At 33.8% G+C, this 21,523-nt stretch carries 20 protein-coding genes and 1 tRNA gene; 9 read left to right on the top strand and 12 right to left on the bottom strand.

The window, feature by feature from the left end:
• Nucleotide 1 precedes the first annotated feature (1 nt).
• The 6 genes from frr to BM239_RS04935 all read left to right on the top strand — a co-directional run bounded on the left by frr (nt 2) and on the right by BM239_RS04935 (nt 8,098).
• On the top strand, nt 2-556 hold the full coding sequence (gene frr, locus BM239_RS04960; protein WP_092206512.1) for a ribosome recycling factor: 555 nt from the start codon (nt 2-4) through the stop codon (nt 554-556).
• 55 nt (nt 557-611) lie between these two features.
• Nucleotides 612-1,889: a hypothetical protein gene (locus BM239_RS04955; RefSeq protein ID WP_092206511.1), complete on the top strand. Its 1,278-nt coding sequence runs from the start codon at nt 612-614 to the stop codon at nt 1,887-1,889.
• Nucleotides 1,890-1,948: 59 nt separating this feature from the next.
• Nucleotides 1,949-4,366 (top strand): efflux RND transporter permease subunit, encoded by a 2,418-nt coding sequence (locus tag BM239_RS04950; RefSeq protein WP_092206510.1) that lies wholly within the window; start codon nt 1,949-1,951, stop codon nt 4,364-4,366.
• An 83-nt stretch (nt 4,367-4,449) separates the two neighbouring features.
• Nucleotides 4,450-5,883 (top strand): asparagine--tRNA ligase, encoded by a 1,434-nt coding sequence (gene asnS, locus BM239_RS04945; RefSeq protein ID WP_092206509.1) that lies wholly within the window; start codon nt 4,450-4,452, stop codon nt 5,881-5,883.
• A 149-nt stretch (nt 5,884-6,032) separates the two neighbouring features.
• Complete coding sequence (gene rpoN, locus BM239_RS04940; RefSeq protein ID WP_092206508.1) at nt 6,033-7,493, top strand: RNA polymerase factor sigma-54; 1,461 nt, start codon at nt 6,033-6,035, stop codon at nt 7,491-7,493.
• A complete protein-coding gene (locus tag BM239_RS04935; protein ID WP_092206507.1) occupies nt 7,493-8,098 on the top strand; it encodes a hypothetical protein in 606 nt (201 codons plus the stop codon). Before rpoN ends, BM239_RS04935 begins: the two co-directional genes overlap by 1 nt.
• A 21-nt stretch (nt 8,099-8,119) precedes the next feature.
• Here BM239_RS04935 and BM239_RS04930 read toward each other — a convergent pair whose 3' ends face one another.
• The 8 genes from BM239_RS04930 to BM239_RS04895 all read right to left on the bottom strand — a co-directional run bounded on the left by BM239_RS04930 (nt 8,120) and on the right by BM239_RS04895 (nt 13,498).
• On the bottom strand, nt 8,120-8,830 hold the full coding sequence (locus BM239_RS04930) for a porin family protein (protein WP_092206506.1): 711 nt from the start codon (nt 8,828-8,830) through the stop codon (nt 8,120-8,122).
• Nucleotides 8,831-8,916: 86 nt separating this feature from the next.
• The gene (locus BM239_RS04925) at nt 8,917-9,399 is read right to left on the bottom strand and encodes an ExbD/TolR family protein (protein ID WP_092206505.1); all 483 of its coding nucleotides are present in this window, start codon (nt 9,397-9,399) and stop codon (nt 8,917-8,919) included.
• 16 nt (nt 9,400-9,415) lie between these two features.
• Nucleotides 9,416-10,051 (bottom strand): ExbD/TolR family protein, encoded by a 636-nt coding sequence (locus tag BM239_RS04920; RefSeq protein ID WP_092206504.1) that lies wholly within the window; start codon nt 10,049-10,051, stop codon nt 9,416-9,418.
• 2 nt (nt 10,052-10,053) lie between these two features.
• Nucleotides 10,054-10,506 carry a hypothetical protein gene (locus tag BM239_RS04915; protein WP_092206503.1) on the bottom strand — a complete coding sequence of 151 codons (453 nt, stop codon included), beginning with the start codon at nt 10,504-10,506 and terminating at the stop codon, nt 10,054-10,056.
• 27 nt (nt 10,507-10,533) lie between these two features.
• Nucleotides 10,534-11,310, bottom strand: coding sequence for a MotA/TolQ/ExbB proton channel family protein (locus tag BM239_RS04910; protein WP_092206502.1), 777 nt, complete (start codon nt 11,308-11,310; stop codon nt 10,534-10,536).
• A 226-nt stretch (nt 11,311-11,536) separates the two neighbouring features.
• Nucleotides 11,537-11,624: transfer RNA gene (locus BM239_RS04905), tRNA-Ser, on the bottom strand.
• Between the two features lie 72 nt (nt 11,625-11,696).
• Nucleotides 11,697-12,728 carry an asparaginase gene (locus tag BM239_RS04900; RefSeq protein WP_092206501.1) on the bottom strand — a complete coding sequence of 344 codons (1,032 nt, stop codon included), beginning with the start codon at nt 12,726-12,728 and terminating at the stop codon, nt 11,697-11,699.
• Between the two features lie 2 nt (nt 12,729-12,730).
• Nucleotides 12,731-13,498 (bottom strand): TatD family hydrolase, encoded by a 768-nt coding sequence (locus BM239_RS04895; protein ID WP_092206500.1) that lies wholly within the window; start codon nt 13,496-13,498, stop codon nt 12,731-12,733.
• Between the two features lie 146 nt (nt 13,499-13,644).
• Here BM239_RS04895 and BM239_RS04890 point away from each other — a divergent pair, with 146 nt between their 5' ends.
• Together BM239_RS04890 and BM239_RS04885 are read left to right on the top strand one after the other, a co-directional pair.
• Complete coding sequence (locus tag BM239_RS04890; RefSeq protein WP_092206499.1) at nt 13,645-14,100, top strand: retropepsin-like aspartic protease; 456 nt, start codon at nt 13,645-13,647, stop codon at nt 14,098-14,100.
• Between the two features lie 64 nt (nt 14,101-14,164).
• A complete protein-coding gene (locus tag BM239_RS04885; protein WP_092206498.1) occupies nt 14,165-14,800 on the top strand; it encodes a response regulator transcription factor in 636 nt (211 codons plus the stop codon).
• Nucleotides 14,801-15,438: 638 nt separating this feature from the next.
• Here the strand turns inward: BM239_RS04885 and odhB are convergent.
• Both odhB and BM239_RS04875 read right to left on the bottom strand, forming a co-directional pair.
• Nucleotides 15,439-16,719: a 2-oxoglutarate dehydrogenase complex dihydrolipoyllysine-residue succinyltransferase gene (odhB, locus tag BM239_RS04880; RefSeq protein WP_092206497.1), complete on the bottom strand. Its 1,281-nt coding sequence runs from the start codon at nt 16,717-16,719 to the stop codon at nt 15,439-15,441.
• 27 nt (nt 16,720-16,746) lie between these two features.
• On the bottom strand, nt 16,747-19,506 hold the full coding sequence (locus tag BM239_RS04875; RefSeq protein ID WP_092206496.1) for a 2-oxoglutarate dehydrogenase E1 component: 2,760 nt from the start codon (nt 19,504-19,506) through the stop codon (nt 16,747-16,749).
• A 113-nt stretch (nt 19,507-19,619) separates the two neighbouring features.
• On the opposite strand from BM239_RS04875, the gene BM239_RS04870 reads away from it, so the two are divergent.
• Nucleotides 19,620-20,162, top strand: a complete 543-nt coding sequence (locus BM239_RS04870; RefSeq protein WP_092206495.1) for an alpha-ketoglutarate decarboxylase — start codon at nt 19,620-19,622, stop codon at nt 20,160-20,162.
• Here the strand turns inward: BM239_RS04870 and BM239_RS04865 are convergent.
• Both BM239_RS04865 and BM239_RS04860 read right to left on the bottom strand, forming a co-directional pair.
• Nucleotides 20,159-20,509, bottom strand: coding sequence for a hypothetical protein (locus tag BM239_RS04865; RefSeq protein WP_092206494.1), 351 nt, complete (start codon nt 20,507-20,509; stop codon nt 20,159-20,161). The genes BM239_RS04870 and BM239_RS04865 overlap by 4 nt on opposite strands.
• Entirely contained in the window at nt 20,509-21,483 is a 975-nt protein-coding gene (locus BM239_RS04860; protein ID WP_092206493.1) for a polyprenyl synthetase family protein, read from the bottom strand. The genes BM239_RS04865 and BM239_RS04860 overlap by 1 nt, the downstream gene beginning before the upstream one ends.
• Nucleotides 21,484-21,523 lie beyond the last annotated feature (40 nt).

Below are 21,523 nucleotides of genomic sequence, written 5' to 3'. Positions count from 1 at the left end.
AATGGAAGACATTCAATTTATATTAGACTCGGCAAAAGAATCTATGGATGCTGCAATTAAGCATTTAGAAAAACAATTAGTAAATATTAGAGCCGGAAAGGCAAGTCCAGCCATGCTTGGCAGTGTAATGGTAGATTACTACGGTTCCCAAACACCATTAAGCCAAGTAGCCAACGTAAACACACCAGATGGCAGAACGATTACGGTTCAACCATGGGAGAAAAATATGCTTCAAGAAATTGAACGTGGTATCATGCATGCTAATTTAGGGTTTAATCCCATGAATAATGGTGATACCATTATTATAAACGTACCACCTTTAACTGAAGAGCGTCGTATTACACTAGCCAAACAGGCTAAAGCAGAATCTGAAGATGCTAAAGTAAGTGTTAGAAGTGCACGAAAAGATGCTAATACAGACATTAAAAAATTAGAAGACGCCTCGGAAGATCTTCAAAAAAATGCTGAAATGGATATTCAAAAAATGACCGACACTTATGTTGCAAAAATTGATGCCATTATAGAGGTTAAAGAGAAAGAAATAATGACTGTTTAAATTTAAAAGCGACACAAACGTCGCTTTTTTAATAGCATTAACCTGCCGACTATTCATGTGGAAATATTATCTAACTGTTTTATGTGTTTTCTTTGTTTTGCGCGCGCAGTCTCAAACGCCAATAGCAACTAAGGACACTGTTGTTATTCAACAAGATTCCATAAAAAAAAGAGATTTACTCCGACAGCTAGGAAATGGCTTTTTCCCGACCAAATATTTCGATATAGACTTACGCTATTTAATTAAGTATAATCAATACGAAGGTTTGCGAAATGGGTTTGGCGGTGTAACAAATGATGGCCTTTCAGAAAAATTTCGCATTAATAGTTATGTTGCTTATGGCTTCCGAGACAACCGTTTTAAGTATGGTGTTGGTGGCAGTCTTCGGTTAGAAAATACTGGAAGAACATGGTTAAATGTATCTTATATTGATGACTTACAAGAAACTGGAAGCTCCAAATTCTTGACTGACAAACGCTTTTTTAGCTTTTTTGAACCTCGATTATTAAACATTGATTTGTTTTATAAATTTATAAAACAATCCGTTTCTATTGAACATGCATTAACGCCTAATATTTTATCAGAATTCCAATTAGCCGTTAGTAATGTAAATCCAACTTACAATTATTTGTATCTTAATGATGGTAGAGCTTATAGTGAGTTTAATTTAAGCACGGCTATTGTATCTTTTCAATACAATCCATTTAGCAAATACACATTAATTAAAAACCGTCTTAAAGAAACAACGGTTGGTTTTCCAAAATTTTCGTTCCAATTAACCCAAGCTGTTAGTGGTATTTTTAAAAGTGAATTTAATTTTTCCAAAATTGACTTCCGTACCTTGTATGAAATACGCTACCAACCAGAATCCTTTACGCGTTTTGTATTAACAGCTGGTTATGCTCATGGCGATGCACCATTATCTCATTTGTATCATGCTTATCCTAACAATATTAATAAAGAAACTATTTTACAGCGTTTTTCAGTAGCAGGAATAGACAGTTTTGAAACCATGTATTTTAACGAATTCTTTTCTGACAGATTTACCACACTACAGTTTCGGCATTATTTTAAACCGTTTCATATTGCCAGTCGCTTTAAACCGCAATTGGTTTTAATTTCCAGATTTGCTATAGGCAACATGAATAACATTAACAAACACCAAGGAATTACTTTCGGTACGCTTGATAAAGGTTATACAGAATCTGGTTTCGAAATTAATAAACTTCTTTTTGGTTTTGGATTAAGTGGCACATATCGATATGGTGGTTATCATTTGCCAGAGTTTGGAGACAATATTGCAGTAAAGTTTACATTTAACGTCACATTATAAAGCAATATCATTTGTAATACATCGCTTTTCCTTAACTTTGCGCCTGTTTTAAATAGTCTATGCTAAAATTATTTACAAAAGGGTTTTGGGATGTTGTTGCGCGACTTATTTTGCGTAATAAAATTGGCATTCTTATTAGTATCATTGCAGTTACTATTTTCTTTAGTCTACAATGGAAAAACATGCGATTTACCTATACTGAAGCCAACCTCCTTCCCGATGACCATGAGGTTAATTTGGTGTATCAAAATTTCTTGGATATTTTTGGTGAAGAAGGCAATCTAATTGTTTTAGGTATTAAAGATTCTACCCTATTTACAGTAGAAAACATAAACGCCTGGAATACCCTTTCCGATAGTTTCAAAGCTTATGATGCTGTTGATGCCGTCGTGGCACTAAAAGATTTACAGAAATTAGTTAAAGACGATGTTAATGAGCGGTTTGTATTAGAACCTTTTATAAAAGACTCTATTACTTCTGACGCCCAACTTGAAACGCTAACAGACGATTTATTCAATAAGTATCCCTTTTACGATAATTTTCTATTTAATAAAGACACGAGAACAATCCGTACGGCCATTTACATGAATAAAGCCATTGTAAATACATCAGCTAGAAAGGATTTTGTTTTCGATGATTTAATGCCAAAAATTGCTGCTTTTGAAAAAGCAACCAATATGGATGTTCGTGTTTCTGGTATGCCATATGTTCGAACACTTAATGCCCAGAACATTGTAGACGAAATAGGTACGTTTATTGCTGGTGCGCTTTTAGTTACGTCTCTTATATTTTTCCTGTTTTTTAGGTCTTTCAGAGCCACCTTAATTTCCATGATTGTTGTCTGTCTGGGCGTTATGTGGACATTTGGCATTATTGGTCTGTTAAATTATGAGATTACCGTTTTAACAGCCTTAATTCCTCCTTTAATTATAGTGATTGGTATTCCTAATTGCATCTTTTTAATTAATAAATATCAGCACGAAGTCAAGTTACATGGTAATAAAGTAAAATCATTACAACGAGTTATTACTAAAGTAGGAAACGCAACCTTGATGACCAATGTTACAACGGCCTCAGGTTTTGCAACATTCATATTAACAGAAAGCACCCTTTTAAAAGAATTTGGTATTGTAGCCTCCTTGAGTATTATAGCTATTTTTATCTTATGCATTTTAATTATTCCCATTATTTACACCTTCTTACCGTATCCAAAAGATCGCCATTTAGAACATCTAAACAAACGATGGATTGGTGGTTTTGTGAATTGGATGGAACGAATGGTAAAAGAAAGACGCATTACCATTTATATTACGGCACTTATTCTACTTATAGCAAGTATGATTGGTATTTACCAAATAAAAATTTCAGGAAGCCTCATTGAAGATATGTCTAAAGAAGCTGAATTTTTTGGTGACATTCGCTTTTTTGAAGAAGAGTTTAATGGCATCATGCCGCTAGAGATATTGGTAGATACCAAACGTAAAAAAGGAGTTACCAAGTTAGCAACCTTAAAACGCATGGATAAGTTAGAAGAACTCATTATTGAAACTCCTGAATTATCCAAGCCTATCTCGGTAGTTAGTTTAGTGAAATATGCTAAACAAGCCTACACCAATGGCAACCCGAAGTATTATCAATTACCAACAAGTCAGGAAAATTTATTCATTTCATCCTATATTAAAAACTCATCTTCCAACGTCGACTTGTTAAAGAGTTTTGTTGATAGCACAGGACAATATGCACGAATTACCACTTTTATGAAAGATGTGGGTACCGATAAAATGGAACGAATTGAGGAAAACATCCAAGCTGAAATAGATAAAACTTTCCCTAAAGAAAAGTATCATGTTACCATTACTGGTAAGGCATTAGTTTTTCAAAAAGGCACCAAATATTTAGTCAAAAATTTAGCCATTTCACTCTCATTGGCCATTTTCCTTATATCCATTTTTATGGCATATATGTTTCGTTCGTTTAAAATGATTGTGGTTTCATTAATCCCTAACCTGCTACCATTAGTAATAACAGCAGGCTTAATGGGTTATTTAGGTGTACCCATAAAACCATCAACCATTTTAGTGTTTAGTATTGCCTTTGGTATTTCTGTGGACGATACCATTCACTTTTTAGCCAAATACCGACAAGAATTACAGGCTAACCATTGGAAAATTAGAAAATCCGTTTATGGTGCCTTACGCGAAACAGGTGTGAGTATGTTTTATACATCCATTGTATTGTTTTTTGGGTTTTCGGTATTTACCATTTCTAGCTTTGGTGGAACGGTCGCGCTCGGTGCCTTAGTTTCTGCAACACTATTATTTGCCATGCTATCAAACCTGCTATTATTGCCGTCCCTATTGTTATCATTAGAACGCAATATTGCCAATAAAGAAGTTTTTAAAGAACCAAGTATTAATATTATACCAGACGAAGATGATGATGATGCAGATGAAAATAATGCTGCTAACTCAAATTAGTTAAGGACTCATGTTTTTAAAAATTGTATTTGATTTTTGACTCGTGAAACTACTATCTTTGTAAACTCTAATTTTTATAACAAATGAAAATGCATACGGTTGCTGAATTATTAAAAAAAGGAAACACCCTTCAAGAAGTTACTATTAAAGGTTGGGTGCGAAGTTTTCGCTCCAGACGATTTATAGCCTTAAATGATGGCTCCACCTTAAATAACATACAATGCGTAGTTAATTTTGAAGAAACTGACGAAGCAATATTAAAGCGGATTACAACAGGTGCTGCTGTATCCATTACAGGTGAATTAACGGAAAGTCAAGGACAAGGGCAAAGTTTAGAAATTCAGGTTAAAAAAATTGAGATTTTAGGCGATTCAGATCCAGAAACCTATCCAATTCAACCAAAAAAACATTCTTTCGAATTTTTAAGAGAAAACGCACATTTACGCACCAGAACGAATACGTTTAGTGCCGTTATGCGTTTACGCTCTTCATTATCATTTGCCATTCATAAATATTTTAATGACAATGGTTTCTATTATATGCACACACCCATAATTACAGGTAGTGATGCCGAAGGTGCTGGTGAAATGTTTCGTGTAACAAATTTAGATGCAAAAAATCCTCCTTTAACAGAAGATGGCAAAGTAGATTATACTGAAGATTTCTTCGGAAAAGAAACCAACCTAACGGTTTCTGGGCAGTTGGAAGCTGAAACGTATGCCATGTCTTTAGGCAAAGTGTACACCTTTGGACCAACGTTTAGAGCAGAAAACTCCAATACATCTCGCCATTTAGCAGAATTCTGGATGATAGAACCAGAAGTTGCTTTCATGGATTTAGCTGGGAATATGGATTTGGCTGAAGATTTTATGAAATCCGTTTTAGGTTATGTTTTGGAGCACAACAGAGAAGATTTAGAGTTTTTAAACCAACGTCTTTTAGATGAAGAAAAAACAAAACCGCAAGCCGAGCGTTCGGAAATGTCCCTAATTGAGAAAATAAAGTTTGTGGTAGATAATAACTTCAAACGTGTAAGTTACACAGAAGCAATTGATATTTTAAGAAACAGTAAACCTAATAAGAAAAAGAAGTTTAACTATATTATTGAAGAATGGGGAGCTGACTTACAAAGTGAACACGAACGTTTTCTTGTAGAAAAGCACTTCAAATGTCCCGTTATATTATTTGATTATCCAGCAAATATTAAAGCCTTCTATATGCGCTTAAATGAAGACGGAAAAACCGTTCGTGCTATGGATATCCTATTTCCAGGTATTGGTGAAATGGTTGGTGGTTCGCAACGTGAAGAACGTTTGGATGTATTGAAAGAAAAAATGAAAGCTCTAGATATTGACGAAGAAGAATTATGGTGGTATTTAGATTTACGTAAATATGGCACTGCAGTACATTCAGGTTTTGGTCTAGGTTTTGAGCGTTTGGTCATGTTTACAACGGGTATGAGTAACATTCGTGACGTGATTCCATTTCCAAGAACACCGCAAAATGCGGAGTTTTAAATTCAGGATATGTCATTCAGAGTAAAGCGAATAATTTTATTATTGCACACTTTGCTTATAATTAAAACAAAATAATTTCATAAAACAATCTACGTTCAAGTATAATGTAGATTGTTTTTTTTATTTTTATACAAACCCAAAACACACGCATGCTCAAGCAATTTTTACAATTTAAATTATCACAAAAGCTATCGCCTCAACAAATTCAATTAATGAAATTGATTCAGTTGCCTACGCAAGCCTTTGAGCAACGCTTAAAACAAGAGTTAGAAGAAAACCCAGCGCTTGAAAGCGGTAAGGAATCTTTGGAAGATACCTTTGATGATGACTTTGATAATAGTAAAGATGAATTCGACGACAATGAAACCATCAATACAGAAGATATTAATGTCGATGAATACTTAAGTGATGATGAAATCCCTGATTATCGGACGCAAGCTAATAATTATAGCGCAGATGACGAAGATAAAACCATGCCATATGCAGCAGGAACTTCCTTTACACAGCATTTAAAAAATCAATTAAATACCTTTCGTTTAAATGATGAGGAACGTGAAATAGCTGAATTCCTTGTAGGAAGTGTTGATGAAAGTGGTTACATCCGAAGAGAACTGGTTGATATCATGGACGATTTGGCCTTTACACAGAATGTATATACCACTGAAGATACAATAAAAAGTGTTTTAAAAATAGTTCATCAATTAGATCCTGCTGGTGTAGGTGCTCGCAATTTGCAAGAGTGTTTAAGCATACAATTACACCGAAAACAAAAGAATCCTGATGTAGACCTAGCCATTGATATTATAGACAATGCCTTTGAACAATTTACCAAAAAGCATTATAAAAAGCTGATTCAAAAGTTCGATATTACAGAAATGCAACTCAAGGATGCCATTCATGTTATTGAACATTTAAATCCAAAACCTGGCGGCTCTTATTCAGGAAATAACCGTATTGTGGAGCATGTGGTTCCTGATTTTGCTATACGCATTGTAGACGGCGAATTGGAGCTTACATTAAATGGTAGAAACGCACCAGAATTACACGTATCTAGAGAATACAGTAACATGATGCAAGGTTATAAGGAAAGTAAAGAGAAATCGAAATCTCAAAAAGATGCCGTTCAGTTTATCAAACAAAAACTGGATGCAGCTAAATGGTTTATAGAAGCTATTAGACAGCGTCAGCAAACGTTATTTATTACCATGAGTTCTATTATGCATTACCAAAAAGAATACTTTTTAACAGGTGATGAGCGTAAACTTCGCCCGATGATTTTGAAAGATATTGCTGATGAAATTGATATGGATGTTTCAACGGTTTCACGAGTAGCCAATAGTAAATATGTAGACACTCCCTATGGTACAAAATTAATCAAGGAATTCTTTTCAGAGTCCATGACCAATGATCAAGGTGAAGAAGTATCTACCCGAGAAATTAAAAAAATATTAGAAACGGTTATCGAAGAAGAAAACAAGCGAAAACCGATGACAGATGATGCGTTAGCCAAAATTCTCAAAGAAAAAGGTTATCCAATTGCTAGACGAACCGTTGCCAAATACCGTGAACAGTTAGACATTCCTGTAGCTAGATTACGAAAGAAAATCTGATGAATTTTATATTAAGAAGTATTTCGTTTATTTTCCATCCGGTTGTGATGCCCTTACTTGGTGTCATTTTCTATTTTTCAAAATCACCAAGATATTTACCTTTAGAATTGATGCAGGCCAAAGTGGTTTCGTTATTTATATTAACCATTCTCCTTCCTATTTTACTTTATTATTTGTTAAAGTCATTAGGTAAAACGAGCTCCATTTATTTACAATCTACTCAAGAGCGTATTTTTCCACTAATTTTAAACGCAATAATTACAGTTTTAATCCTCATTCGTGTGTTGCCTAGTAATGAGATTATTGAGTTATACTACTTTTTTGTTGGTATTTTAATTTCTACTTTAAGTTGCCTTATACTTGCTATACTGAAGTTTAAAGCAAGTATTCATATGATGGCAGTATCGGGTGTTTTTATGTTTTACTTAGCCTTAAGTATTCATTTTAGCATCAACATAAATGGTACATTAGCACTTATGGCTATCCTTATTGGCGCAATTGCTACCTCTAGATTGCATGTCAAGGCGCATACCTATCCAGAATTAATTACAGGCTTATTTATTGGTTTAGTACCGCAATTAATTTTAGTTAATTATTGGTTGTAAATAAAATTGAAGAAGTAAGAATTACAAAATATAGAAAATCAACCCGACCTTTAAAGCATTCATATCTACAGGTTGGTTGTTAACAGTTGCGTTGTTAAAAATGGAATTCAATCCATAATAAAAATAAATATTCCACGTATTGTAACCAGCACTCATAGTTAGTCCGTATTGAAAATCATTAAACGAGTCAATCTTACTGTTTTTAATGGTCCCCAAATCGCCTCGGAATTTAGAAGAATTATAAAGGAGATACCCAATATTGACGCCTGTATAAATACGCCAAAATTTATACGATTCAGCAGTAGATGTTCGCCAACGTAATTGTAATGGTACTTCCACCATATAAGTTGTAAACTTATTTTTGCTGTAATTAATATCACTTTTATCTAAAACTAGATACTCTAAATTACCCGTTTCATCTTTAGTAATTAGAAAGTTTTGATTAAACGAATTAGAAGACAGACCCAAACCAACACCAAAAGCTATATTCCGACGTTTATTAACTGGAAAATCACGTATAAACCCCAAATGAAAACCACTTGAAAAACCACTTTGCGAAACTTGGTCTGGTTTATTCCCTAATAAATTGTAGGTAACAGCTAAATAAAATTGATCCTCCCGATATTTCGTATCGACTTCTTGAACTAAAGAGTCTTGTACAATTTCTCCTTCTTGAGCAAAACACAGAGGCCAAGTTGCAAAAACCAATAAATAAAAGAGGTTATTCTTCATGTAATCGTTAAAATAATGGGTGTTAAACTACAAAAAAAGGCGTTTAGATTTCTCAAAACGCCTTTTTATATAAAATTAAGAATACTTTATTGATTAAGACTTTGCAAGGCATCACCTTTTCTAGTCTTGTAATTTATTTTAAGTGCGTTAACTTCGCGTAATTTTTGCTTAACATCAGATATAATACCCATGTTAGTTTCCTTATCGACACTTAAAACAGTTGTTAAAAAAGGAACTTCCTCTTCACGTTTGTCTGCACGTTCGGCTGCTATAAAAGCTGGAATTTCTGAAACGTCAGCAAACTTATCATTTAACTGAATACGAGCTTCAGATCCAAACTGCTTATATGCGCTACTTGGTTTCCCTGCATAGATATACATTAATAGGTTACGTTTTGCTAATTTTTCAACCTGATCAGCAGCTGGTAAACTATTTTGTATTTTTAATGTGCTCTGACGCATAACCGTAGCAACCATAAAGAAGAATAACAGCATAAATACAATATCAGGTAATGATGCTGTAGAAATTGCTGGAAGACCTCCATCTTTTTTCTTTTTAAATTTAGACATAAATGTTACGGTTTATCTAATTAGACTTTTTTGGTTCTGCTTCTGAAAACTTCTGCGGAATTAAAAGTTTAATATCTTCAATTTTATCTTTTAATTGCGCTTTTCTAGAAGCCGATGTTCTAGCATCGTTATATTCGTTATCTGCTTCTACAAAGTTAATACCTAAATTTGGGTACTTTAACTCAAACTCACGATTACGCAGCACATTATACGCTGCAATAATCTCGTTTTGAACCGCTATATAGGTTTCATAACTTGTTCCTCTATCATTTTGTAAAGAAATAATGGCTTTCTGAAAGTTATCAGAAGATTCTGGATTACGCTTACCTTTACAGGCCTTACAAGCGTCTTCTCCTTTCCCACCACCATTATCCAAAAAGGCAACAGCGGCTTTACGTAAATCTTTTAACTTAATTAAGTCTCCTTCACTTCCCGCAGCTTTTAAAAATAACTCGTTATTAGGATTTACGGTAAGTTGAAAAATATTTCTTTCTTTAATAATAGGTGGCTCTGTTTCTTCAATAGGGGGCAACTTTCGGTTAAGACCAGAGTCTATTTCGATGGTAGTTGTTACCAAGAAGAAAATTAATAGTAAGAAAGCAATGTCGGCCATGGAGCCTGCATTAACTTCTGGTGCTGCTCTTTTTGCCATAATTATTTATTCGTTAGTTTTTTAACGCCTGATAATAACATAATTATCGCAGCTGAAGCTATTAGGATATAAAACGCTATTAATCCAGCGCCAACCATTTGCGATTCACCGGATGTTGCTTCCACACCATTATAAAAATAAGATGTTGTATCACCACCTGAAACCACATAAGCCACAATTAAAACGGCTGCAAAAATACCCACACTAATTAGGGTATTTTTAAGCGTAGCAGTATTTGTAAAAAGGTTCTTTAAAACAAAGATTACTACAAATAGAATCGTAATAGCCATAATAGCGTAAGCTACATATGCTAAAGGATCTACAATGGCTGTATCACCATTTAATGCTGCAGCTTTTATTGCTTCATCACCTTCAGATATTATTCTTACCAGAAACACGATACCTAAAAGACCCAGTAGTCCTGCTAAGATTTTTAAAATTTTGTGTAAATTCATAATTTAAAAAATTATTGCTGTTAATTATTACTTCTTGTGTCTGATCAATAAATCCATTAAAGTAATGGATGCATCCTCCATATCATTAACAATACTGTCAATTTTAGCGATGATGTAATTGTAAAAGATTTGAAGAATAATTGCAACAATTAAACCAAATACGGTTGTTAAAAGTGCTACTTTAATACCACCCGCAACTAAAGACGGTTGCATATCACCAGCAGCTTGAATTTTATCGAATGCTTGAATCATACCAATTACCGTACCCATGAACCCTAACATTGGAGCCAAAGCGATAAATAACGAAATCCAAGATACATTTTTTTCTAATTGTCCCATTTGAACACCACCGTAAGCAATAACCGCTTTTTCAGCAGCTTCAATACCCTCATCTGTTCTATCTAATCCTTGATAGAATATAGAGGCAACGGGGCCTTTTGTATTTCTACAAACTTCTTTTGCAGCTTCAACACCACCAGATTGTAATGCATCTTCTACGTCTTGTGTTAATTTTTTAGTGTTTGTTGAAGAAAGGTTTAAAAAGATAATTCTCTCGATAGCAATTGCTAAACCTAGAATTAAACATAATAATACAATTCCCATAAAACCTGGACCACCTTCTATGAAACGTTTTTTTAATTCCTGGTGAAATCCTAATGACTCTTCTGCTGCTGCATCATCAGCGGCATCGTCTTGAATTGAAGTAACAACTGTGTTTGCACTTGAAATTGCACTTGTAGTTGCGTTAGCTGTTCCGAATGCCACAAAACACATGATGGCTAGGATAGAAAATAATCTTTTCATTTGTTCTTGTTCTTAATTTTATTAGTTAAAGTGTTAAAGATATAAAAAAATTGTAATTAAAAAATTAAAATTACCGCAGAGTTCTGTTAGTTGCTTTATAATTAACCAACAAAAACACCACTGTAACAAAAGGATTTTAAGATTTTTACCTGACAATTCATGGTATGAATGCTATTAAATTATCAATAAATAAATGGCTATCAAACCATTATCCAAAATACTTTTGCAGAGAGGAAGGGATTCGAACCCTCGATACCCTTTTGAGGTATACACGCTTTCCAGGCGTGCGCCTTCGACCGCTCGGCCACCTCTCTGTATTAAGTTTTCTTTTACAGGCAGCCAAATAACGAAAAATCTTTAAAAGGCGAAAATTTTGAAAGTTAATTTTATGCCATTTCTCCTCTTAAAGCCGTTTCGAAAACTGTTTTGAAGGTTTTATTGGAAATTTTCTCACCCAAAAGATACATTAGCTTGGTAATTGCCGCTTCAGTTGTAATATCTTTTCCTGAAATAACACCTATTGTTTTCAACTGCGAACTTGTTTCGTATTGTCCCATATTAACACTACCTCCAGAACACTGAGTAACATTAATAACTTGTATGCCTTTTTTAATGGTGTCCTTAATTAATTGTACAAACCAATCTTCAGTAGATGCGTTTCCGGCTCCATAGGTTTCTAAAACAACCCCTTTTAAATGTGGGTTATGTAAAATTCCTTCTAAAATTGTTTTTGAAATACCTGGAAACAATTTAATGAGTGCAATATTGGTATCAAAATTTTTATGGACAACTAGTTTTTTTCGAGCATTGGGTACAAAAAGCGCATCGTGATTAATAGTAATATGTACGCCAGATTCTGCTAAATGTGGATAGTTTAAACTTTCAAAAGCTTCAAAATGTTCCGCATTAATTTTCGTTGTCCTATTACCTCTATACAGTTTGTATTCAAAATACAAACCAACCTCTCTTATTACTGGCCGCTTTCGCACTTGTAATGACGCCATTTGGATGGATGTAATTAAATTTTCTTTAGCATCTGTTCGTAAATCACCTATAGGCAATTGTGATCCAGTTAAAATAACGGGTTTTGCTAAATTTTCTAACATAAAACTTAATGCCGATGCTGTATAACTCATTGTATCACTACCATGAAGCAAAACAAATCCATCAAAAGCTTCATAATTGGTTTCAATAATTTCTGCCATTTGCACCCAATATTCTGGACTCATATTTGATGAATCTATGGGTTCGTCAAAAGATGTGGTTTCAATTTCACAGGTTAGCAACTTTAACTCGGGAATTCGTTTAAGCAGGTTATTAAAATCAAAGGTTTTTAATGCGCCTGTGTTTGGGTTTTTTATCATCCCAATAGTACCACCTGTATATATTAAAAGAATTTTTGGGTTGGTATTTTCCATACTTATATCTTAAAAATGGCTTTAGAGTTTTCTGTGGTTATTTCAGCAATATCCTCTTGTGGCATATTATACAGTTCCGAAAGCTTATCTAACACTTTTATTATGTATGCACTTTCATTCCGTTTGCCGCGGAACGGTTTTGGAGCAAGATAAGGTGAATCGGTTTCCAAAACAATGTGTTTTAAAGGGATTTGATTTAGAAACTGATCTATTTTTCCATTTTTGAACGTTACTACTCCTCCTATCCCCAATTTCATGTTGTAAGAAATGGCTTGTTTGGCTTGCTCTAGCGTTCCTGTGAAACAATGAAAAATACCAAATAAATCATCCGATTTTTCGGTTTCAAGTACTTTAAAAATTTCATCAAACGCATCGCGACAATGAATAACAATTGGTAACTGATATTTTTTAGCTAATTGAATTTGATGTTTGAAAGCTTTTATCTGAATATCTAATGTAGATGTATCCCAATATAAATCAATGCCAATTTCACCAATAGCAAAAAAAGAACGTTTAGACAATAGATCTTCAACATGCGCTAATTCATCTAGATAGTCTTCTTTAACAGACGTTGGGTGCAGACCTGTCATTAAGTAAACGCAATCTGGAAAATCCATTTCCAACTGCAACATAGATTTTGTGTAAGACGAATCTATTGCTGGAATAAAAAAACGTGAAACACCTAAATCTATAGCACGTTGTATCATTTGGCTCCTATCGTCATCAAAGGCTTCACTATATAAATGGGTATGTGTATCGGTAACTATCATGTTGCAAAAGTAAAAAAGTAACCACCAATGTGCTTACTTTCTAGTTTATAATTTTACTTTGAATTGAAAGCCTTATAAAAATAGCTCGTATACAGGGAAACAACTCTTAATTATTGTACTTTTGATATTGATAAAAAGACCAGAAAATGAGTGAAGAACCCAACAAGAGTCTCAAAGATTTTTTATTAGAAAAAGGCTATACGAAAATCAAATTAAAATTAACAAAAACTAATCATTTTGAAATAAAGTCATCTATTAACGGTGTTAAAGGACTTTTTATTTTGGATACTGGAGCCTCAAGTTCTTGTGTAGGTTTTGAAGCCATTGAAACCTTTAAGCTGAAAGTAAAGGATTCTGAAATAAAAGCAGCAGGAGCTGGTGCAAGTGATATGATCACACAAATATCTAAAAAAAATCAAATAAAAATAGGTAAATGGAAACAAGACAAGGTTCCTTTAATTTTATTTAACCTAACACATGTAAATACGGCATTAATTAACCACAATGCCAAACCTGTTGATGGTATTATTGGAGCGGATGTTTTAAGAAAAGGAAAAGGGGTTATTGATTATGAGAAGAAATATTTGTATTTAAAATTGTAAGATAAAACTTCACTATATCTAAATTACGTATCTTTATACTCAAGTTTTACTAACTAACCAAATCATGCAATCTTCAATAATTATAGCGGATGATCATCCACTCATGTTACGTGGGCTCCATGACTTTTTAAAGTCTAAAGGCTACAACATTTTAGGTAGTGGTAAAGATGGCAAGGAGGCCTATAATTTAATTATTAAACACAAGCCAGACATTGCTATTCTAGATATAAGAATGCCATATTTAACAGGGCTAGAGGTAGCTGAAGAATGTTTAAAAAATGGTATAAAAACTAAAATTATTCTAATAACGTTTGATAAGGGTGAGGAATTATATGACAAAGCTCAAGAGCTAAAAATTTTTGGTTATATTTTAAAAGAGTTTGCTATTGAAGAAATTGAACTATGTATTGAAAACGTCACGAATAATAAACCGTACTTTAGTGAGGAAATAGCGCAATATCTTAATGCCAATTTAAATGTACAAAAACCACAAGCTTTAAACGAGTTAACAAAAGCTGAAATTAAAGTTTTAGCTTTAATTGCCCAAAATAAAACAGCTAACGAAATTGGCAATGCATTATCTGTATCTGGAAGAACAATTGAGAAGCACAAGAGTAATATTATTAAAAAATTGAATTTAGAATCTAAACATAACAGTCTGTCTTTATTTGCGAAAGAGAATGAACAGTTTTTAGAGTAGTTAAAAAATACGTAGAACTACGTATTTCACAATATTTTAGTTTGCTGTATATTTACATTGCTATTAATCGGATACCTTGTTTATTACAGGTTGAAACTAAAAAGGCCTTTAAAGTTTTACTTTTAAGGTCTTTTTTTTTGGCTTTTACTTTAACAGGCAAAAAATACGTAGAACTACGTATTTTTTTAATGGTTTATCTAACATATCTTTACAGTGCTATTAGTTAGTTATTTGAGGGAATTTATTAGAGGGCTTTTAATCTGAAGATTAGAAGCCCTTTTCTTATGGCTATTTTTTTGAAACCTAAAATTACGTAGTTCTACGTATTTCATATTTAAACCATTACCCATACCTTTACTTTGCTATTAATTACAGATATGGATTGCCATTTTATTATGAGACATTCCACGCTTAAACCAATTAAAATGGAACAATCCAATCTACCAAACAACTTTGAAGTTATGCAGAATTCAAATACTAATAAATTTTTCGTTTTTGGAATCGTTGTATTAGTCGTGATCGTTATTTCATTAAATATTCTTGTCTGCTTTTTTTAATTATGTTAGTTATTATGTATGCAAGAAAAAAGCGCTACTTCCAAAAGAAGTAGCGCTTTCATATTATAAAAACCCTATTAATTATAGCTCTAAAGCCTTTTTAATATTGTTATCCATTAATAATTCTGTCGGATTTTCCAATGCCTCTTTAACAGCTACCAAGAAACCTACAGACTCTTTACCGTCTATAATTCTATGGTCATAGGATAAAGCCACGTACATAATTGGACGGATTTCAACTTTACCATCAATGGCAACTGGTCTTTCCACAATGTTGTGCATTCCTAAAATACCACTTTGTGGCGGATTGATAATTGGTGTAGATAACATACTTCCAAACACACCTCCATTAGATATTGTAAAAGTTCCTCCTGTCATCTCATCTACAGTAATCTTTCCATCACGTGCGCGAATTGCCAAGCGTTTTACTTCGTTTTCAACTCCTCTAAATGATAAGTTTTCAGCATTTCTAATAACAGGTACCATTAAACCTTTTGGTCCTGAAACAGCAATAGATACATCTACAAAGTCATAGGAAATCATTTCTTTTCCATCAATCATAGAGTTTACAGCTGGATACATTTTTAAGGCTCTAACAACAGCTAAAGTAAAGAAAGACATAAAACCTAAACCAACACCATGCTTATTTTTAAAGGTTTCTTTATACTCATTTCGTAGTGCAAAAATTGGCGACATATCTACTTCGTTAAAAGTAGTAAGCATAGCCGTAGTATTTTTGGCCTCAACTAAACGTTCAGCAACTTTACGTCTTAACATAGACATTTTGCTGTTCGTACTAGAACGGTTACCTCCTGTTGGTGTTCCCATAGAAGGCACGGCATTTACAGCATCATCTTTAGTAATACGACCATCCTTACCGGTTCCAGGAATTTGCGAGGCATCCATGTTTTTTTCAGCTAAAATCTTTTTAGCAGCAGGACTAGCAACACCAGATGCGTATGATTCATTAGCAGGATTTGATGCTTTATCATGATTAGAGTTCTTCTTATTTGAATCCAAATCGTTAACTAATTCTTCGGTTTCTTTTTTTGTAGCGCCACCTTCATCGCCACCACCTTTATAGGTTTCTGGCGCATCCTTTTCTGACCCTCCTCCTGGCTTTTCAGCTGAAGTATCAATTAAACACACAACCGCTCCAACTTCTACAGCGTCACCTTCTTCTGCTTTAAGTGTTATGGTTCCACTAGCTTCGGCAGGCAACTCTAAAGTTGCTTTGTCACTATCTACTTCTGCAATAGCTTGGTCTTTTTCTACGTAATCACCATCTGCAACTAACCATGTTGCAATTTCTACTTCTGTAATAGATTCTCCTGGCGAAGGAACTTTCATTTCTAAAATCATCGTGATACTGTTTTAGTTTTTAATATTTTAATGTTGGTTGTTTTTCGTTTTGTCAAATACGAAGTCTATAACTTCTTTATGGCGTTTTTTAGAACGTACAGAACTACCAGCTGCTGGTGCTCCATAAGGTCTACGCGATACCGCTCTAAATGTTTTGGCTTCGTCTAAATGCATGAGCATGTGGCTATATGCACCCATATTTCTTGGCTCTTCTTGAGCCCAAACAATTTCTTCGGCATTTTTATATTTCTTCATTATCGCTCTAATAGCTTCTGTTGGCAATGGGAATAATTGTTCTATTCTTACCAAAGCTACATCTTTACGATTTAAGTTTTCGCGCTCTTCCTCTAAATCATAATAAAATTTACCCGTAACAAACACAAGTGTTTTGATATCTGTTGCTTTAATTCCTGTATCGTCTATAACCTCTTGAAAACTTCCATTTGCAAATTCATCAACGGTTGAAACAACTTTAGGATTACGCAATAAACTTTTAGGTGTAAATATAATCAATGGTTTACGGTAGTTGGCCTTTACTTGTCTGCGTAATATATGAAACATATTAGCTGGCGTTGTACAATCGGCTACAAACATATTATCTTTTGCACATAATTGTAAATATCGCTCCATGCGTGCAGAAGAATGTTCTGCTCCTTGACCTTCATAACCATGCGGTAAAAGCATGACTAATCCGTTTTGTAATTTCCATTTATCTTCTGCTGCAGATATATATTGATCTAGCATGATTTGAGCACCATTACTAAAATCACCAAATTGAGCTTCCCAAATGGTTAAGGTTTTAGGGCTTGCCATGGCATAACCATAGTCAAAACCTACGACACCATATTCTGATAACAGCGAATTATATATAAAAAATTTACCCTGATTATCACTCAACTGGTTATGAAGAATAATTTCTTCTTCACTATCCTCAACTTTTACAACTGCATGTCTGTGAGAAAACGTACCGCGTTCTACATCTTGACCAGAAATTCTAACATCATTACCATCCAGTAAAAGCGTTCCGTAAGCAAGATGCTCACCCATAGCCCAATCCAATTTGTTTTCGTTAAACATGGTTTGCCTAGACTCTATTAAACGCTCAATTTTACGAATGAATTTCTTGTCTTCTGGTAATGTTGAAATAACTTTGGTTACTTTTTCTAAATCGGCTTTGCTACAAGTAGTATCAACCGGTTTCATCATTTTGTCTTCATCAACCGAAATGTAATTTTCCCATTCATTTTGCATAAACGGTGTAATTTCGGTTTTATCCTCTTTTCTAGAATCTTCTAAATTTTCTTCTAGTTTATTCTTATAATCTTCTTCTAATTTCTGAACATAAGACTCATCAATTATCCCTTCAGAAATCAACTTGGCAGCATAAATATCTCTTGGGTTTTGATGTTTTGAAATAGCTTTGTATAGTTTTGGTTGCGTAAAACGCGGTTCATCACCTTCATTATGGCCATATTTTCTGTAGCCTAATAAGTCTATAAAGACATCGCGTTTAAACTTCATTCTAAAGTGCAGGGCGAATAACATGGCATGAACAACCGCCTCGGCATCATCTGCGTTAACATGTAGAACTGGTGACAATGTAACCTTGGCTATATCTGTACAGTAAGTACTAGAACGTGCATCTAAATAGTTGGTAGTAAAACCTATTTGGTTATTAACAACTATATGTATGGTGCCGTTGGTTTTATAACCATCTAATTGTGCCATTTGGATGATTTCATAAACTAAACCTTGACCTGCTATAGCAGCATCACCATGTACCACTATCGGTAGGACTTGCGATGGGTTATCTGGATATTTATCATCTTGTTTTGCTCTAGCTATACCCTCTACCACAGCTCCAACTGTTTCTAAATGCGATGGGTTAGGTGCTATATTTAAGTTTATTTTTTTTCCATTTTCAGTTACACGATCACTGGTCCAACCTAAATGGTATTTCACATCACCATCAAAAACTTCTTGCTCATAATCCTTCCCATCAAATTCACTAAAGATATCCTTTGCTGATTTTCCAAAAATATTTGTTAAAGTACTTAAACGACCACGATGTGCCATACCCATAACAAACTCCTTGACATCGTATTCTGATGCTTTTTCAATTAAAGCATCTAATGCAGGGATTAGGGATTCGCCACCTTCTAAAGAAAAGCGCTTCTGACCAACATACTTGGTATGCAAAAAGGTTTCAAAAGAAACAGCTTCATTCAACTTTTTAAGAATGTGTTTCTTCTCATCGGTTGAAAAATTTGGCTGGTTATCGTTAATGTTTAACTTTTCCTGAATCCATTTAATTTCTTCAGGTTTTCTTATATACATATATTCAACACCTATGGAGTGGCAATATATTTTTTCTAAATGCGTGATGATATTTCGTAACGACTGTGTACCAAGACCTAGCACATTTCCAGCACTAAACGTGGTATCCATATCCGATTGCGATAAACCAAAATTCTCAACAGCCAGCGTTGGCTCGTAAGTTCTTCTAGCACGAACTGGATTCGTTTTGGTAAATAAATGACCTCTGGTGCGGTAACCTTCAATTAGTTGTAATACTTGAAATTCTTTAGTAACATTCTCGGAAACATGTTCGCAAGAATCACCCACTGCTACCGAGTCTGTTAATCCATAACTTTCACTACCAAAGTCGTAACCTTGAAAAAAGGCTCTCCAACTTGGCTCAACAGAATCTGGGTTTTGTAAATATTGATCGTATAAATCAGCAAAGTATGCTGTATGTGCGGCGTTTAAAAAAGAATATTTATCCATAAATGAATTAAAACTGAATCGTTCAGACTAAATTTATACAAAAGTACAACTTTTAGTAAAATTAGATATGGTTTTCTTACTTTTATAACATGTAATTAACTAAAATTTTAAAAATGAAACAGGATTTATTATTCCATAAAAAAATTAGTATCTTATTTGGCTTTTTTTGTCTGTTTACAGCAAATGTTTCTGCCCAAAATAACACCAATGATTTTTGGAGTCATGTGCGTTTTGGTGGTGGTATAGGTTTAGGATTTTCAGGTGATTACTTTAGTGGAACATTAGCGCCTAGTGCTATTTACCAATTCAATTCGCAGTTTGCAATGGGTGTTTCCTTAAATGGAACGTATTCAAGCCGAAAGGATTATTATAAATCTACTATTTTAGGCGGAAGTATTCTTGGTTTATATAACCCAATACCACAATTACAATTATCAGCTGAATTTGAAGAATTAAATGTAAATAGAAAATGGGAAAATAGATTACGTATTCCTGATGAGACCTATTGGTATCCTGCCTTATTTTTAGGTGCTGGTTACACCATAAATAGTGGACGAGTGTCAACCGCTATTGGAATTCGATATGATGTATTGTACGATAGAGACAAGAGCATTTACGGAAGCTCTTGGATGCCATTTTTTAGGTTTTATTTTTAAGAATACATACTCTTAAACCACACCTTTTGCCATTCCCGCTGTAACACTAAAAAAGCAACGTGTTCTGCCATTGTAACGGTATCTGAACCGTCTAACTCGCGAACTTTAGCTTCAGACACATCAATTATGTATAGTAGATTTAGATAGTCCATAAATTTTTCTTGAATTAATTTATAAACCATTTCATGTAACATAAACTTTAAACTGGATGGCAATACTTCCAGATCAAACTCCAAATCTATATTTGCCAAAGCTAAATCTTTATTTAGTTGACTTATTAATTTTTGATATAAATTTAATTGATTGGCTTCCGCAATTAAGTGAGAAAAAGTTGTTGGTAACTGCATTAGTTGTTTCTATTCATTAATTGCTGACCAAAGGCTTTCAACAAGGACTTTTTCTCATCAGATATTTCTAATTTCTCTAATATTTGAAATGCCTTATTGGTGTATTCTTCAATTATTTGTTTGGTTGCTAAACTAGCTCCCGAAGTATCAAAAATTTCTTTTATAGTTTCTATTTTATTGGTCTGATCGGCTGGCTGTAAACTATATAAATGTAACAATTGTTGTTTATCATCATCATTAGAAAACTCCAAAGCCTTTAAATAAAGATAGGTTTTTTTATTTTCAATAATATCACCACCAACCTGTTTCCCAAAGGTTTCCGGATTACCAAATGCATCTAAATAATCATCTTGTAATTGAAAAGCAATTCCTAAATTTTTACCAAATTGGTACATGTTGTGTTTATCAGCTTCCGAAGCTTGAGCAACAATAGCGCCCATTTCCATAGCGGCTCCAACTAAAACAGCTGTTTTATATTCAATCATTTTTAAATACTCCGGAACAGAAACATCATCACGTGTTTCAAAATCCACATCATATTGCTGACCCTCGCAAACCTGTAAAGCCGTTTTGCTAAATAATTTTGCAAGTGCTTGAAATGTATCAGAATCATAATTTTCAAACAATTGATAGGCCATTATTAGCATGGCATCACCCGATAAAATTCCTGTATTTACGTCCCATTTTTCATGAACAGTTTCTTGCCCTCTTCGCAAAGGCGCATCATCCATAATATCGTCATGTACTAATGAAAAGTTATGAAAAACCTCAACACTTAAAGCTGCATTTAATGCATTTTCATAAGGACAATTAAAAATCTCTGCAGTCATTAAAGTCAAAACCGGACGCAAACGTTTTCCACCTAATTGCAAGATGTAATTTATAGGGCTGTACAATGATTTTGGCTCTTTAACTTGAACAAATTTATTCAGGTAATCTACAAAGGCTTGCTGATAATAAGGTGTGTTTTGCATGAAGCAAAAATAAGGCAATTCATTTAATAATTACAACAAC

This window comes from Algorimicrobium echini (assembly GCF_900115185.1).
In the GTDB taxonomy this organism is placed as follows: Bacteria; Bacteroidota; Bacteroidia; order Flavobacteriales; family Flavobacteriaceae; genus Algorimicrobium; species Algorimicrobium echini.
The sequence above is the reverse complement of the archived record's forward strand: the minus strand, read 5'-3'. Positions and strand labels throughout refer to the sequence as shown.

Excerpts from the sequence above, each read along its gene's own strand:
- rpoN (WP_092206508.1), top strand. The coding sequence starts at position 6,033 with ATGCTCAAGCAATTTTTACAATTTAAATTATCACAAAAGCTATCGCCT.
- BM239_RS04925 (WP_092206505.1), bottom strand. The coding sequence starts at position 9,399 with ATGTCTAAATTTAAAAAGAAAAAAGATGGAGGTCTTCCAGCAATTTCT.
- BM239_RS04885 (WP_092206498.1), top strand. The coding sequence starts at position 14,165 with ATGCAATCTTCAATAATTATAGCGGATGATCATCCACTCATGTTACGT.
- BM239_RS04860 (WP_092206493.1), bottom strand. The coding sequence starts at position 21,483 with ATGCAAAACACACCTTATTATCAGCAAGCCTTTGTAGATTACCTGAAT.
- BM239_RS04895 (WP_092206500.1), bottom strand. The coding sequence starts at position 13,498 with ATGATAGTTACCGATACACATACCCATTTATATAGTGAAGCCTTTGAT.
- frr (WP_092206512.1), top strand. The coding sequence starts at position 2 with ATGGAAGACATTCAATTTATATTAGACTCGGCAAAAGAATCTATGGAT.
- BM239_RS04910 (WP_092206502.1), bottom strand. The coding sequence starts at position 11,310 with ATGAAAAGATTATTTTCTATCCTAGCCATCATGTGTTTTGTGGCATTC.
- BM239_RS04865 (WP_092206494.1), bottom strand. The coding sequence starts at position 20,509 with ATGCAGTTACCAACAACTTTTTCTCACTTAATTGCGGAAGCCAATCAA.
- BM239_RS04950 (WP_092206510.1), top strand. The coding sequence starts at position 1,949 with ATGCTAAAATTATTTACAAAAGGGTTTTGGGATGTTGTTGCGCGACTT.
- BM239_RS04875 (WP_092206496.1), bottom strand. The coding sequence starts at position 19,506 with ATGGATAAATATTCTTTTTTAAACGCCGCACATACAGCATACTTTGCT.
- BM239_RS04920 (WP_092206504.1), bottom strand. The coding sequence starts at position 10,051 with ATGGCAAAAAGAGCAGCACCAGAAGTTAATGCAGGCTCCATGGCCGAC.
- BM239_RS04915 (WP_092206503.1), bottom strand. The coding sequence starts at position 10,506 with ATGAATTTACACAAAATTTTAAAAATCTTAGCAGGACTACTGGGTCTT.
- BM239_RS04900 (WP_092206501.1), bottom strand. The coding sequence starts at position 12,728 with ATGGAAAATACCAACCCAAAAATTCTTTTAATATATACAGGTGGTACT.
- BM239_RS04935 (WP_092206507.1), top strand. The coding sequence starts at position 7,493 with ATGAATTTTATATTAAGAAGTATTTCGTTTATTTTCCATCCGGTTGTG.
- BM239_RS04955 (WP_092206511.1), top strand. The coding sequence starts at position 612 with ATGTGGAAATATTATCTAACTGTTTTATGTGTTTTCTTTGTTTTGCGC.
- BM239_RS04890 (WP_092206499.1), top strand. The coding sequence starts at position 13,645 with ATGAGTGAAGAACCCAACAAGAGTCTCAAAGATTTTTTATTAGAAAAA.
- asnS (WP_092206509.1), top strand. The coding sequence starts at position 4,450 with ATGAAAATGCATACGGTTGCTGAATTATTAAAAAAAGGAAACACCCTT.
- odhB (WP_092206497.1), bottom strand. The coding sequence starts at position 16,719 with ATGATTTTAGAAATGAAAGTTCCTTCGCCAGGAGAATCTATTACAGAA.
- BM239_RS04870 (WP_092206495.1), top strand. The coding sequence starts at position 19,620 with ATGAAACAGGATTTATTATTCCATAAAAAAATTAGTATCTTATTTGGC.
- BM239_RS04930 (WP_092206506.1), bottom strand. The coding sequence starts at position 8,830 with ATGAAGAATAACCTCTTTTATTTATTGGTTTTTGCAACTTGGCCTCTG.